The following is a 13,527-nucleotide window of genomic DNA, read 5'->3' as shown; positions in this document are numbered from 1 at the left end:
GTTTTCGAAATCTCATACAATTATCCCCCGATGAAACTAAAAAACAAAAAAGGCGAACAAAGAGAGGTTCTGATTTTCAGAAATCCTTCTTTGTTCGCTTTTAATATTGGGGTTTGGACTTTTGTCCCAGCCTCCTTTTTGCTTAGGCGATAAAGTCCTTGAGTTGGGCTTCGATAGCTACAATCTTGTCTTGGGCCTCGGTCATGTCCTGGCCGACAGTTGCGATGTAGAACTTGATTTTTGGTTCGGTACCTGATGGGCGAACGGCAAACCAAGAATCGTCAGTCAAGCTGTACTTGAGCACGTCTGATGGCGGTGTGGTCAGTTGGGTCACGGTGCCGTCAGCTGCAGTTGCGGTTTGTTTGGCAAAATCCTCTGCCAAGGCCAGCTCGATACCCCCCCACTGGCTAGGAGCTGCCTCACGGAACTTGGCCATGATGGCCTTGATTTGAGCAGCACCGTCGATACCGGCCAGGTCGATGGAAATGGTTTTCTCTGCGAAGTAGCCGTATTCCTTGTAAATCTCGTCCAAACCATCTGCCAGGGTCAGGCCTTTCGAGCGGTAGTAGGCAGCAATCTCAGCGATGAGAAGAACAGCCTGAATGGCATCCTTGTCACGCACGAATGGTTTAATCAGGTAGCCAAAGCTCTCTTCAAAACCAAACATGTAGGTGTGGTTGTTGGTGTCTTCAAATTCTTGGATTTTCTCAGCGATGAACTTGAAGCCTGTCAAGACGTTGAACATGGTTGCCCCGTAGCTTTCAGCAATCTTGGTCACCAGCTCGGTTGACACGATGGACTTGGCCAAGGCAGCGTTGGCTGGTAGGGTACTGGCTTGCTTATGGGCTTCCAAGATGTACTTGGCCAGGATGGCACCGATTTGGTTACCAGACAGGTTGAGGTAGCTGCCGTCGGCTTGACGGATTTCAACACCGAGGCGGTCGGCGTCTGGGTCAGTCGCCAGAAGCACGTCAGCATCTACTTGGCGGCCCAGCTCTTCTGCCAGGGCAAAGGCGGCTTGGCTTTCTGGGTTTGGTGACTTAACGGTTGAGAAGTCTGGGTCAGGCTGGGCCTGGCTATCAACGATGGCCACAGACTCGAAGCCTGCTTGGGCCAGGGCACGACGCGCCAGCATTTCACCCGTACCGTGGAGAGGGGTGTAGACAATCTTCATGTCGCGGCCATGATCGGCGATGAGGTCGTGGTTGATGGTAATGCTCTCAAGCTCTTTGAGGTAGGCGGCATCAATGGCTTCGCCAAGAATCTCAATCAAACCGCTGGCTTTGGCTTCTTCAAGGTCAGCCACAGCAACCGCAAACGGGTTGTCGATGGCACGGATGTAGTCGGTCAGGGCAGAAGCGTCAGCCGGTGGCATTTGGCCCCCATCTTCGCCGTAAACCTTGTAGCCGTTGAACTCTTTGGGGTTGTGACTGGCCGTAATCATGATGCCAGCGATAGCCTTGAGGTGGCGAACGGCAAAGGAGAGTTCAGGCGTTGGGCGCAGGCTCTCGAAAACGTAGGCCTTGATGCCGTGGGCAGCCAAAACACGAGCAGAATCCTCGGCAAACTCTGGCGAGAAGTGGCGGCTATCGTAGGCGATGGCAACACCACGTTTTTTGGCGTCCTCGCCCTTGCTGTCAATCAGCTTGGCCAGACCTTCGGTAGCTTGGCGAACCACAAAGCTGTTGATGCGATTGGTGCCAGCCCCGATGTAGCCCCGCATGCCTGCGGTACCAAACTCCAGGTTAGTATAGAAGGCGTCTTCCTTGGTCTTTTCATCCATGGCCAAGAGTTCTTGACGGAGGAAGTCTGGCAGTTCAGGCTGGTTGAGCCAGCTTTGATAGGTTTCAGTATAAGTCATTGTCATCTCCTTAGGTAGTCGTTTTTTAATCGCTTTCATTATACCATAATTTTTGAAAAAAGAAAACAGAATTTCATGGTTTTCACACGACGTACGCATGAAAAAAGAATGCAACTATCTTTTTGAGTTACATTCATTTTTTGGAAATTTTCTTGAAAACACCTCGATAATCGGTACTATTCTATTCATCTCACGGAAATTATACCAAAATTTTCATCTAAAAAGTGCAACACTTATCTGAAAAATTGTTTTCTGAAATCGTCGTTTTTTTCATGCGTTTGTCCTAATGGTTTTCACTGTCTTGTATTTCTTTTCGCTATCTTGTAGCGTCACAGTAGATGGTTTTCAAATTCAGAAGAACAAAAAAAGAAGAGGCAACCTCTTCTTAACAGACACTCCGTACGGGATTCGAACCCGTGTTACCGCCGTGAAAAGGCGGTGTCTTAACCCCTTGACCAACGGAGCATATCTAAAATCACTTTTCAGTGAATGGGCACGAGTGGACTCGAACCACCGACCTCACGCTTATCAGGCGTGCGCTCTAACCACCTGAGCTACGCGCCCATAAACCTTTCGGTCAAGCGAACGACGGGATTCGAACCCGCGACCCCCACCTTGGCAAGGTGGTGTTCTACCACTGAACTACGTTCGCATATGCCGGCTACATGACTTGAACACGCGACCCTCTGATTACAAATCAGATGCTCTACCAACTGAGCTAAGCCGGCCTATCTCTTCATGCGGGTTAAGGGACTTGAACCCCCACGCCCGAAAGCGCCAGATCCTAAATCTGGTGCGTCTGCCAATTCCGCCAAACCCGCATATGACTCGTGCTGGGCTCGAACCAGCGACCCATTGATTAAAAGTCAATTGCTCTACCAACTGAGCTAACGAGTCTTCTATTCAATTAACACTTAACCATTTGTGGAAAGACTTCCGTCTTTCTTTATCTGGTCACTTGAAACATCACACTGTGATGTTTCAACGGTCCCGACGGGAATCGAACCCGCGATCTTCGCCGTGACAGGGCGACGTGATAACCGCTACACTACGGGACCTATACTATTTCTAGTAATGGGAGTTAACGGGATCGAACCGCTGACCCTCTGCTTGTAAGGCAGATGCTCTCCCAGCTGAGCTAAACTCCCTAGTCGGTCGTTCAACTCAGCGGTCAAGCATCTGTAGTGAGGAAAGCTACGCTTTCTTCATCCACAACCTGAAACAGTCTACTAGACTGTTTCAGCTCTCCCAGTGAGCTAAACTCCCTATATATTAGCTAAGCAACTCCCTTATCTCACAGGGGGCAACCCCCAACTACTTCAGGCGTACTAGGGCTTAACTGCTGTGTTCGGCATGGGAACAGGTGTATCTCCTAGGCTATCATCACTTAACTAATCTCAGTGCTTATCCACTGATAATTGAATACCTATATTGTAACTCAAAACCGTTACGCTTGTCAATACTTCTACTGACTTAATTTTGACTTCGGATAAGTCCTCGGACGATTAGTATTGGTCCGCTCCATGTCTCGCAACACTTCCACTCCCAACCTATCAACCTCATCTTCTCTAAGGGTCCTTACTGATATAAAATCATGGGAAATCTCATCTTGAGGTGGGTTTCACACTTAGATGCTTTCAGCGTTTATCCCGTCCCTACATAGCTACCCAGCGATGCCTTTGGCAAGACAACTGGTACACCAGCGGTAAGTCCACTCTGGTCCTCTCGTACTAGGAGCAGATCCTCTCAAATTTCCTACGCCCGCGACGGATAGGGACCGAACTGTCTCACGACGTTCTGAACCCAGCTCGCGTGCCGCTTTAATGGGCGAACAGCCCAACCCTTGGGACCGACTACAGCCCCAGGATGCGACGAGCCGACATCGAGGTGCCAAACCTCCCCGTCGATGTGAACTCTTGGGGGAGATAAGCCTGTTATCCCCAGGGTAGCTTTTATCCGTTGAGCGATGGCCCTTCCATGCGGAACCACCGGATCACTAAGCCCGACTTTCGTCCCTGCTCGAGTTGTAGCTCTCGCAGTCAAGCTCCCTTATACCTTTACACTCTACGATTGATTTCCAACCAATCTGAGGGAACCTTTGGGCGCCTCCGTTACCTTTTAGGAGGCGACCGCCCCAGTCAAACTGCCCGTCAGACACTGTCTCCGATAGGGATAACCTATCTGGGTTAGAGTAGCCATAACACAAGGGTAGTATCCCAACATCGCCTCCATCGAAACTGGCGTCCCGATCTCATAGGCTCCTACCTATCCTGTACATGTGGTACAGATACTCAATATCAAACTGCAGTAAAGCTCCATGGGGTCTTTCCGTCCTGTCGCGGGTAACCTGCATCTTCACAGGTACTAAAATTTCACCGAGTCTCTCGTTGAGACAGTGCCCAAATCATTACGCCTTTCGTGCGGGTCGGAACTTACCCGACAAGGAATTTCGCTACCTTAGGACCGTTATAGTTACGGCCGCCGTTTACTGGGGCTTCAATTCAGATCTTCGCTTGCGCTAAACCCTCCTCTTAACCTTCCAGCACCGGGCAGGCGTCACCCCCTATACATCATCTTACGATTTAGCAGAGAGCTGTGTTTTTGATAAACAGTTGCTTGGGCCTATTCACTGCGGCTGACTTAAAGCCAGCACCCCTTCTCCCGAAGTTACGGGGTCATTTTGCCGAGTTCCTTAACGAGAGTTCTCTCGCTCACCTGAGGCTACTCGCCTCGACTACCTGTGTCGGTTTGCGGTACGGGTAGAGTATAATACAACGCTAGAAGCTTTTCTTGGCAGTGTGACGTCACTAGCTTCGCTACTAAACTTCGCTCCCCATCACAGCTCAACCTTATAGGTACAAGCATTTAACTCATACCAAGCCTCACTGCTTAGACCGGCACTTCCAATCGCCGGCTCTAGTTAGCCTACTGCGTCCCTCCATCACTTCATACTCTAGTACAGGAATATCAACCTGTTGGCCATCGGATACACCGTTCGGTCTCTCCTTAGGTCCCGACTAACCCAGGGCGGACGAGCCTTCCCCTGGAAACCTTAGTCTTACGGTGGATGGGATTCTCACCCATCTTTCGCTACTCATACCGGCATTCTCACTTCTATACGCTCCAGCACTCCTCACGGTATGCCTTCGCCGCATATAGAACGCTCTCCTACCATGACACATAAGTGTCATCCACAGCTTCGGTAATGTGTTTTAGCCCCGGTACATTTTCGGCGCAGGGTCACTCGACTAGTGAGCTATTACGCACTCTTTGAATGAATAGCTGCTTCTAAGCTAACATCCTAGTTGTCTGTGCAACCCCACATCCTTTTCCACTTAACACATATTTTGGGACCTTAGCTGGTGGTCTGGGCTGTTTCCCTTTCGACTACGGATCTTAGCACTCGCAGTCTGACTGCCGACCATAATTCTTTGGCATTCGGAGTTTATCTGAAATCAGTAAACCGAGATGGCCCCCTCATCCAAACAGTGCTCTACCTCCAAGAATCTCAATGTCGACGCTAGCCCTAAAGCTATTTCGGAGAGAACCAGCTATCTCCAAGTTCGTTTGGAATTTCTCCGCTACCCACAAGTCATCCAAGCACTTTTCAACGTGCCCTGGTTCGGTCCTCCAGTGCGTTTTACCGCACCTTCAACCTGCTCATGGGTAGGTCACATGGTTTCGGGTCTACGACATGTTACTATGACGCCCTATTAAGACTCGGTTTCCCTACGGCTCCGTCTCTTCAACTTAACCTCGCAACATATCGTAACTCGCCGGTTCATTCTACAAAAGGCACGCTCTCACCCATTAACGGGCTCGAACTTGTTGTAGGCACACGGTTTCAGGTTCTATTTCACTCCCCTCCCGGGGTGCTTTTCACCTTTCCCTCACGGTACTGGTTCACTATCGGTCACTAGGGAGTATTTAGGGTTGGGAGATGGTCCTCCCGGATTCCGACGAGATTTCGCGTGTCTCGCCGTACTCAGGATACTGCTAGGTATAACTTCGATTTCGACTACGAGGCTCTCACTCTCTCTGGCTGACCTTCCCATGTCATTCGTCTATCAAAATTAAGTCCACGTTGCAGTCCTACAACCCCGAAGAGTAAACTCTTCGGTTTGCCCTTCTGCCGTTTCGCTCGCCGCTACTAAGGCAATCGCTTTTGCTTTCTCTTCCTGCAGCTACTTAGATGTTTCAGTTCACTGCGTCTTCCCTCCGACATCCTTAACAGATGCGGATGACAGGCATCAACCTGCCGGGTTCCCCCATTCGGACATCTCTGGATCAATGCTTACTTACAGCTCCCCAAAGCATTTCGTTGTTCGTCACGTCCTTCATCGGCTCCTAGTGCCAAGGCATCCACCGTGCGCCCTTATTAACTTAACCTTTAAATTAATTATTATCGCATTTTCATGCGCAGCGTTTCGGTTTATTTTCTTGTTACTATTACATTTATTTTCATAAATGGAATTTGATATAGATATTCAATTGTCAATGGACAAGTGTTAAACCTTATATGGTTTTAACATTAGGGTTTATCTAAGTTGAACACGTGACTAAGTTCCTAGTAAATTTCTTAAACTGCCTTGAATGCAAGCATTCAGCGTCAGTTCGCGAAATTTATACAGAACTTTTCGCCAAGGCGAACCGTCACTTTGTATCCTAGATAATGGAGCCTAGCGGGATCGAACCGCTGACCTCCTGCGTGCAAAGCAGGCGCTCTCCCAGCTGAGCTAAGGCCCCACATACCGATGGGTATAACCCTTCAGAACTAAACAAGACAAACTCAAGTATCCGTTACCCTTTAAAAGGGTTCCTTAGAAAGGAGGTGATCCAGCCGCACCTTCCGATACGGCTACCTTGTTACGACTTCACCCCAATCATCTATCCCACCTTAGGCGGCTGGCTCCATAAAGGTTACCTCACCGACTTCGGGTGTTACAAACTCTCGTGGTGTGACGGGCGGTGTGTACAAGGCCCGGGAACGTATTCACCGCGGCGTGCTGATCCGCGATTACTAGCGATTCCGACTTCATGTAGGCGAGTTGCAGCCTACAATCCGAACTGAGACTGGCTTTAAGAGATTAGCTTGCCGTCACCGACTTGCGACTCGTTGTACCAGCCATTGTAGCACGTGTGTAGCCCAGGTCATAAGGGGCATGATGATTTGACGTCATCCCCACCTTCCTCCGGTTTATTACCGGCAGTCTCGCTAGAGTGCCCAACTGAATGATGGCAACTAACAATAGGGGTTGCGCTCGTTGCGGGACTTAACCCAACATCTCACGACACGAGCTGACGACAACCATGCACCACCTGTCACCTCTGCTCCGAAGAGAAAGCCTATCTCTAGGCCGGTCAGAGGGATGTCAAGACCTGGTAAGGTTCTTCGCGTTGCTTCGAATTAAACCACATGCTCCACCGCTTGTGCGGGCCCCCGTCAATTCCTTTGAGTTTCAGCCTTGCGGCCGTACTCCCCAGGCGGAGTGCTTAATGCGTTAGCTCCGGCACTAAGCCCCGGATAGGGCCTAACACCTAGCACTCATCGTTTACGGCGTGGACTACCAGGGTATCTAATCCTGTTCGCTACCCACGCTTTCGAGCCTCAGCGTCAGTTACAGACCAGAGAGCCGCTTTCGCCACCGGTGTTCCTCCATATATCTACGCATTTCACCGCTACACATGGAATTCCACTCTCCCCTTCTGCACTCAAGTTCAACAGTTTCCAAAGCATACAATGGTTGAGCCACTGCCTTTTACTTCAGACTTATTAAACCGCCTGCGCTCGCTTTACGCCCAATAAATCCGGACAACGCTCGGGACCTACGTATTACCGCGGCTGCTGGCACGTAGTTAGCCGTCCCTTTCTGGTAAGATACCGTCACTTGAGTAACTTTCCACTCTACTCAACGTTCTTCTCTTACAACAGAGCTTTACGATCCGAAAACCTTCTTCACTCACGCGGCGTTGCTCGGTCAGGGTTGCCCCCATTGCCGAAGATTCCCTACTGCTGCCTCCCGTAGGAGTCTGGGCCGTGTCTCAGTCCCAGTGTGGCCGATCACCCTCTCAGGTCGGCTATGTATCGAAGCCTTGGTGAGCCGTTACCTCACCAACTAGCTAATACAACGCAGGTCCATCTGATAGTGAAACAATTGTTCCTTTCAAATCTCTCTCATGCGAGAAAGACTGTTATGCGGTATTAGCTATCGTTTCCAATAGTTATCCCCCGCTATCAGGTAGGTTACCTACGCGTTACTCACCCGTTCGCAACTCATCACTCTAGCGCAAGCACCAGAGGTCAGCGTTCTACTTGCATGTATTAGGCACGCCGCCAGCGTTCGTCCTGAGCCAGGATCAAACTCTCATATAAAATATAATGGTTTGTCCGACTAAGCCGACTGGCTTATCCGTTTATTGTTTTTCTTGACGGGATTAAACATACTATTCAATCCCAACTTGGTTCGTCTTGTTCAGTTCTCAAGGGTCATCATGTCTCTTGCGAGACAACTATCTTATTCTAGCACAACCAGATTTCTTTGTCAACAACTTTTTTAGTTTTTTTGAAATCTTTTTTTGCACTAGACGTCTCTTGCGAGACAACTGTTATATCTTAACACATCTGTTCGGGCTTGGCAAGGGGGAAGTTTTATTTTTTTATCATTACTGAGAAAGGCACGGCGTTTTCGATAGAGCTAGCAAGGCCCCTGGAAACTCCGACCTGTGAGGAGTTGGGCAAACTGGGCCTGGTCTTGAAGGCTGAGCTGGGATTTGGCTTGGGCCAGGTAGTCATCTAGGAGCAGGCCGCGGGCAGGTATCTGGTGGGCTTCCGCTACCAGATACCATCAAAAGTTAGTCAGCTCTGCCATTTTCCCAACCATAAAAAGGCCATCAAAAGCAACTGCAAAACAAAGAGCACGGGCACCGCGACTGGTAGCAGGGGCACAAAGGTTGCGGCGATGCCCATGGGGAGCGAGCCAAAGAGGAGAAGCAGGACAGCCAAGACGAGCTTGACCAAGCCTTGTGAGAGCGACATAAGCTGCCCTTTCTATTGAAAAATAGCCGAGCTTCCAGCTGGTGCAACCAGCAGAGCGAGGGGGAGGACTAGAGCCGGTGCTGGTAGTAGAGTTTGGCTAGGGCGTAGGTTACGGCGTTCAGGGTCATCATGAGCAAGGCAAATTCCCAGATGCCAAGGACAAGGCTACTGTAACCAAACAGTTGACCAGCCCCCTCAAAACCAACCACCAACCCCAGTAAAAAGAGCAGGGAGCGGTAACCAAAAATTTCTGCCTTATGTTGAATCAACTGGTAACGTTCGTCATTACGGGCAGTCAAGGCTCGCTTGAACGCCTTAGCATTGAAGACGGTGTAGAGATTGAACAGGCCGACTACCAAGTAAAAGCCAAACTGCCCCATCAAGATAAGCCTTATCCAGGTGATGGTGATGCTTTGGTAGAGCAACCAAGAGGGCAAGGTGAGACCTAGAAAAAGGAGGCCATGAACGAGGATTTCCTTGCGAAAGGCCTCAGGACTGAGCTTAGTCATGGACCTCACCTCCCTTGGTAGCAAGATTTTGGGTCAAGAACTTGTCAATCACATAGAGGACTGCCAGGGTCAAGCCTAAACCAATCAGGCTCTCCACAAGCCCATAAATCAGGATGCCAATAGCTAGGCCCATGATAAACAATTGTAAGATTTGTTTAAGTGATGTCATAATGTTCGCCTCTCTAATAAAATTTCTGTAAGATTAATTTGCTTCCGAAAAAGCCACTAATTCCGGTTCCTAAAAGTGTGGCACAAAAACCACTCAGGGAAATCATCTTGGGCTCTAGGATAACCAGTTCTGCCCCAAAAGCATAACCAAAATGATAAATCACGACCATCATGACCATAACATAACTCGACACCACCGATAACTTGATAATTTCCTTGTTTCGTTCATCGTAGGCATTAATGTAGAGTTTCTTAAAGTAGGCCTTATCAACAAGGGCTCTGGTATAAGCATAAAGATGGATCACGACCAAACCTGCCAAAATGAGTAAAATGGTCTTAGGGTACCAGGGTTGGGCATGCCAGTAAATGAAACCCAATTCTACTAACAACACGACCAAGGCGATTAGTCCCTTGAATAACCCCTTGCGAAAGTCTTGTTCTGACTTTTTCTTAAACAATATGTTCCAAATCTTATCAAACATGATTCCCCTCCACAACTTTCTTTTTCAAATTTTTTATCCCTAAACGAGCAATGCTTGTCACAAACAGTCCCTCCACGATGGGGACAGTCACAGGATGCCAGCCTAGGTAGCCTGTCATGCTGATGGCTAACAAAAACACCATGAGGCCAACCAGTAGGTTTTCCAAGAGCATTAAGATTTGTTTAGTCATACCCTTATCTCCAATTCTCAGAAAAATGTATTGTAAAGATGAGCTCCAACTGTCTGACCAAGATGATAAATGTCCCCAAACAAGGGCAAGATCGCCACCAGAGCCGCTAACAGTAAAAGCTCAAGCGCTAGTTTGTGATACCAAGGCAATCGGTCTAATTCTTGATCAGTTTCTCTAAGTTTTACCCACAATGTTTTCATCAATCTTCTCCTCGTATAATTTACCCAACTTAAAACGGCAACCACTTCTCAACTTCCAGCAAAATGGTATTGCTGTTAACCAGTAGGATGCCTACAAACTGTGAACTTAAAAATGACCAATCTATGGGTTCTCCCTTGTAAACACTATGGATAAGGGTGATGCAGAGTCCCATCAGTATAACCCCTGTCCCAAACCCTTGCAGGGCTTGGAACCACTTGGGGCTTGGTTTGATGTTTTCGTTAATAAATTGCTTCATTGTCATCATCTTGTCCTCTTTCTACTTTTGACTTCTCTCGATAACGCTGGTATTCTGCTCGCTCTCCTGTTTATAGGGACGCAGCTGATACACCCCACCGGGGCTTGCTCGCTTTATCATTTTCAGGCTCGCACCTCAACAGTCCACTGGACTGTACTCGCTCTCTGGTTTTCAGGCTCGTACCTGATACACCCCACTGGGGTGTATCAGTCCTCAAAAATAAACACTTCTTCGATGGTTTTGCCGAAGTATTTGGCAATTTTGTAGGCCAACTCCAGCGAGGCGTTGTAGCGACCTTTCTCTAGGGAAATGATGGTCTGCCTGGTGACGTCCAGAGCGTCTGCGAGTTCCGCTTGGCTGATTTTGTTAGCCTTGCGGAGTTCTTGGATTTTGGTGTCCATTGCCTCCTCCAATATTTCTTTGTATAGTTAACTTTACATTTATAGTATAGCTTGCTTTACATTAAATGTCAAGCGTATTTTACAAAAAAAGTAAAGTTTTCTTTACAAAATTTTTAGGCAAGAAAAAACCTCACTCATTGAGTGAGGCCAAAAATAAATTTATGTGTCTAACTTATCAACAAATTTTATCACGAGCAAAAAGACCAATTTGATCAACAGCAAAGCAAGCCATCCAATGAACAGCATTTGAACACTTTCCCATAAGCGTGAAGACACATCTAAATCAGGGACGGGATAGCGAAAGAAGTTGATATGGATAATGGCGAGCGGTAAGATAATAAAGAGATTAACCAGCAAGTAGAGGTCTATCAAATAGTGCCTCCCTATTTTCCAAAAAGAAAAGCGTTTTTTCAAAACCTGTCTAACCAACGGCATACCTCCCTACATTCAAGTTTATAATAGAAAATCTTTAGTCCTAATCTGTCAACAAGTACTCCCCATTGTCGCTTCTACCTCCTCTCTCCCCCCAATTTATTCTAGAGTACCCTTGTCCTCACCTAGAGAATAGCACAAAAAACTATTAAAAACAAGTCTGTTTTTGAAAGCGGATTTATGGTATGATAAGATGGTTGGGGTATTTTTCAAAATCAGGCTAGTAAAAAATGATGGGGGGTACCCATCATTTTTGCTAGCTTATTTCAATTTTTCAACATCGCGGGCGATAACCAGTTCTTCGTCTGCTATCGTAATATTCAATAACCTAAAATAATGGTTCGACGATAAGCCCAAATACTCGTTAAAATAAGACCAACTAGCCAAACAAGTTGAGCAACAAAAGACCAACTGACGAATTGATAATCTACTAAACTCGTCAAAAATTCTGCATTGGCACCAACAAAAGATAGATAAGTCAGCTGTTTTAACATCGGATGTAATGGTGCAAAGGCAGGTAAAAATGTTGCCAACATCAAGATAAACATGCTAATACCAGCAGCCTGTTGCTGGCTTTTGGCTAATAGGGCAATCGTCAAATTCAAAAAAATAAAGGTTAGAATGGTTGTACCAATCACCCCAAAATAGATTAACCAACTTCCAAATGTTGTACCAAAAACCAAGGGAAGGATAGAAGCACTCATAAAAGAAAATAGAACAGGGAAGAATATCACAGATAACAAATACAGACTGTCCCGAACACCTGACAAGCGTAAGGTTTTGAGATTGTTTTTTTCTTTCTCTTCCCCAACCATCATGGTGATGAAACAACCTGCCGTTAAACTATAAATCATAGAGAGAGCCATATTCAAAAAATAGGTGTCCTGACGGGCAACTTCCCATAAGCTAAGTAAGTAAAAATCAAGAAAAGGGGTCAAAACGCAAACAAACAAAATAACTTTGGTTGCTAAGAGGTAACGCCAACGTAACCAAAGCAGACTCTTAAACTCATTAAACATCTAATTGTTCTCCTGTCAATTGAATAAAAACATCTTCTAAAGTTGCTGTGACCGTATGAATACTGGTCACGTACTCACTGATATGATTGGAAAGTTCTGAGCGAGAAACAAGTTTTTTTCTACCATTTTGATAAGTCAATTCTACCATTTCTTCCTGACTATATCGAGACACAATCTCCGTTGGTGTTCCTCGCTCCACAATTTGACCCTGATGCAGAAGAGCTACCTCATCACATAACTTAGTCGCTTCTTCCATATCGTGTGTTGTCAGAAAAATAGTCACCCCTTTATGTTTTAAGTCGAGCAAGAGGGCATGAACTTTACGAGACAAGGTGGGATCCATACCTGACGTCGGTTCATCTAAAAACAAGACCTTCGGCTGATGCAAGAGAGAGCGAATCAAATATAGGCGTTGTTTCATTCCTGTTGATAATTTTTCAACTTTTGTATCTCGAGCATCATATAGTTCCAATTGCTTCAACAAGGATTCTAAGACTGAAAATGACTGTTGATGAAATCGAGCAAAAAAAGAAAGGTTATCCCAAACAGTCATTTTGTCATAAGCCCCTAAGCCATCCCCCATCATACCTATCTGTCTGAAATCTTCAGGCTTCAAGCTGTCACTGGACTTTCCAAGCAAGAAGGCCTGGCCTGAATCAGCTTTTAACTGCCCCGTCAAAATATTGATAGTCGTTGTTTTTCCAGAGCCAGAGGGTCCCAAAAAGCCAAAAATTTGCCCTTCTGCAATCTTAAAATCAATACCGTCTAACGCCTTTTGATGGCGAAATGTTTTCATTAAACTGGAAACTTCAATAATTGTTGTTCGCATATCTTACCCTCTTCCTTTCATCGCAATACTCCAGCTAGTATAACATTAGACAAGTGAAAAGTAAAAACATTTATTTTCTGAAATTTTCACTTAATTTTTCAATTTTATGTACACTATAAAATATTTATGAAATGTAACGAGTT

11 protein-coding genes, 9 tRNA genes and 3 rRNA genes are annotated in these 13,527 nt (G+C 46.7%); all 23 read right to left on the bottom strand.

Going from position 1 to position 13,527, the window contains the following annotated elements:
• Positions 1-142 precede the first annotated feature (142 nt).
• A complete protein-coding gene (locus tag AC3ARB_RS02020) occupies positions 143-1,861 on the bottom strand; it encodes a phospho-sugar mutase (protein ID WP_488320914.1) in 1,719 nt (572 codons plus the stop codon).
• Positions 1,862-2,254: 393 nt separating this feature from the next.
• A tRNA-Glu gene (locus AC3ARB_RS02015) sits at positions 2,255-2,326 on the bottom strand.
• 25 nt (positions 2,327-2,351) lie between these two features.
• A tRNA-Ile gene (locus AC3ARB_RS02010) sits at positions 2,352-2,425 on the bottom strand.
• 16 nt (positions 2,426-2,441) lie between these two features.
• Positions 2,442-2,513, bottom strand: a tRNA-Gly gene (locus tag AC3ARB_RS02005).
• A gap of 3 nt (positions 2,514-2,516) precedes the next feature.
• Positions 2,517-2,589 (bottom strand) — tRNA-Thr (locus AC3ARB_RS02000).
• Between the two features lie 11 nt (positions 2,590-2,600).
• Positions 2,601-2,682 (bottom strand) — tRNA-Leu (locus AC3ARB_RS01995).
• Between the two features lie 3 nt (positions 2,683-2,685).
• A tRNA-Lys gene (locus tag AC3ARB_RS01990) sits at positions 2,686-2,758 on the bottom strand.
• 88 nt (positions 2,759-2,846) lie between these two features.
• Positions 2,847-2,919 (bottom strand) — tRNA-Asp (locus AC3ARB_RS01985).
• 17 nt (positions 2,920-2,936) lie between these two features.
• Positions 2,937-3,009: transfer RNA gene (locus AC3ARB_RS01980), tRNA-Val, on the bottom strand.
• Between the two features lie 127 nt (positions 3,010-3,136).
• Positions 3,137-3,252: ribosomal RNA gene (gene rrf / locus AC3ARB_RS01975) — 5S ribosomal RNA — on the bottom strand.
• A gap of 94 nt (positions 3,253-3,346) precedes the next feature.
• Positions 3,347-6,250 (bottom strand): 23S ribosomal RNA (locus tag AC3ARB_RS01970).
• A 284-nt stretch (positions 6,251-6,534) separates the two neighbouring features.
• Positions 6,535-6,607, bottom strand: a tRNA-Ala gene (locus AC3ARB_RS01965).
• A gap of 78 nt (positions 6,608-6,685) precedes the next feature.
• A 16S ribosomal RNA gene (locus AC3ARB_RS01960) occupies positions 6,686-8,234 on the bottom strand.
• Together the 16S, 23S and 5S rRNA genes with 9 tRNA genes alongside form the textbook arrangement of a ribosomal RNA operon.
• 483 nt (positions 8,235-8,717) lie before the next feature.
• Positions 8,718-8,897 carry a hypothetical protein gene (locus tag AC3ARB_RS01955; RefSeq protein WP_488320913.1) on the bottom strand — a complete coding sequence of 60 codons (180 nt, stop codon included), beginning with the start codon at positions 8,895-8,897 and terminating at the stop codon, positions 8,718-8,720.
• A gap of 68 nt (positions 8,898-8,965) precedes the next feature.
• The gene (locus tag AC3ARB_RS01950; protein WP_488320912.1) at positions 8,966-9,406 is read right to left on the bottom strand and encodes a hypothetical protein; all 441 of its coding nucleotides are present in this window, start codon (positions 9,404-9,406) and stop codon (positions 8,966-8,968) included.
• Positions 9,399-9,575 (bottom strand): hypothetical protein, encoded by a 177-nt coding sequence (locus AC3ARB_RS01945; protein WP_488320911.1) that lies wholly within the window; start codon positions 9,573-9,575, stop codon positions 9,399-9,401. Before AC3ARB_RS01945 ends, AC3ARB_RS01950 begins: the two co-directional genes overlap by 8 nt.
• Positions 9,576-9,588: 13 nt before the next feature.
• On the bottom strand, positions 9,589-10,056 hold the full coding sequence (locus tag AC3ARB_RS01940; protein ID WP_488320910.1) for a hypothetical protein: 468 nt from the start codon (positions 10,054-10,056) through the stop codon (positions 9,589-9,591).
• Positions 10,049-10,246 (bottom strand): hypothetical protein, encoded by a 198-nt coding sequence (locus AC3ARB_RS01935; protein ID WP_488320909.1) that lies wholly within the window; start codon positions 10,244-10,246, stop codon positions 10,049-10,051. Before AC3ARB_RS01935 ends, AC3ARB_RS01940 begins: the two co-directional genes overlap by 8 nt.
• A 17-nt stretch (positions 10,247-10,263) precedes the next feature.
• Positions 10,264-10,446, bottom strand: a complete 183-nt coding sequence (locus AC3ARB_RS01930) for a hypothetical protein (RefSeq protein WP_488320908.1) — start codon at positions 10,444-10,446, stop codon at positions 10,264-10,266.
• Positions 10,447-10,475: 29 nt separating this feature from the next.
• On the bottom strand, positions 10,476-10,712 hold the full coding sequence (locus AC3ARB_RS01925) for a hypothetical protein (RefSeq protein WP_488320907.1): 237 nt from the start codon (positions 10,710-10,712) through the stop codon (positions 10,476-10,478).
• A 197-nt stretch (positions 10,713-10,909) separates the two neighbouring features.
• Positions 10,910-11,104 (bottom strand): helix-turn-helix transcriptional regulator, encoded by a 195-nt coding sequence (locus AC3ARB_RS01920; RefSeq protein WP_488320906.1) that lies wholly within the window; start codon positions 11,102-11,104, stop codon positions 10,910-10,912.
• 752 nt (positions 11,105-11,856) lie between these two features.
• Positions 11,857-12,555, bottom strand: coding sequence for a hypothetical protein (locus AC3ARB_RS01915; RefSeq protein WP_488320905.1), 699 nt, complete (start codon positions 12,553-12,555; stop codon positions 11,857-11,859).
• A complete protein-coding gene (locus tag AC3ARB_RS01910) occupies positions 12,548-13,384 on the bottom strand; it encodes an ABC transporter ATP-binding protein (RefSeq protein WP_488320904.1) in 837 nt (278 codons plus the stop codon). Before AC3ARB_RS01910 ends, AC3ARB_RS01915 begins: the two co-directional genes overlap by 8 nt.
• Positions 13,385-13,527: the final 143 nt, after the last annotated feature.

The sequence above is a fragment of the Streptococcus sp. ZY171113 genome, assembly GCF_057748235.1.
The sequence above is the reverse complement of the archived record's forward strand: the minus strand, read 5'-3'. Positions and strand labels throughout refer to the sequence as shown.

Coding starts and splice junctions, on each gene's coding strand:
- AC3ARB_RS01915 (WP_488320905.1), bottom strand. CDS start 12,555: ATGTTTAATGAGTTTAAGAGTCTGCTTTGGTTACGTTGGCGTTACCTC.
- AC3ARB_RS01940 (WP_488320910.1), bottom strand. CDS start 10,056: ATGTTTGATAAGATTTGGAACATATTGTTTAAGAAAAAGTCAGAACAA.
- AC3ARB_RS01910 (WP_488320904.1), bottom strand. CDS start 13,384: ATGCGAACAACAATTATTGAAGTTTCCAGTTTAATGAAAACATTTCGC.
- AC3ARB_RS01950 (WP_488320912.1), bottom strand. CDS start 9,406: ATGACTAAGCTCAGTCCTGAGGCCTTTCGCAAGGAAATCCTCGTTCAT.
- AC3ARB_RS01920 (WP_488320906.1), bottom strand. CDS start 11,104: ATGGACACCAAAATCCAAGAACTCCGCAAGGCTAACAAAATCAGCCAA.
- AC3ARB_RS01955 (WP_488320913.1), bottom strand. CDS start 8,897: ATGTCGCTCTCACAAGGCTTGGTCAAGCTCGTCTTGGCTGTCCTGCTT.
- AC3ARB_RS01935 (WP_488320909.1), bottom strand. CDS start 10,246: ATGACTAAACAAATCTTAATGCTCTTGGAAAACCTACTGGTTGGCCTC.
- AC3ARB_RS01945 (WP_488320911.1), bottom strand. CDS start 9,575: ATGACATCACTTAAACAAATCTTACAATTGTTTATCATGGGCCTAGCT.
- AC3ARB_RS01925 (WP_488320907.1), bottom strand. CDS start 10,712: ATGATGACAATGAAGCAATTTATTAACGAAAACATCAAACCAAGCCCC.
- AC3ARB_RS02020 (WP_488320914.1), bottom strand. CDS start 1,861: ATGACTTATACTGAAACCTATCAAAGCTGGCTCAACCAGCCTGAACTG.
- AC3ARB_RS01930 (WP_488320908.1), bottom strand. CDS start 10,446: ATGAAAACATTGTGGGTAAAACTTAGAGAAACTGATCAAGAATTAGAC.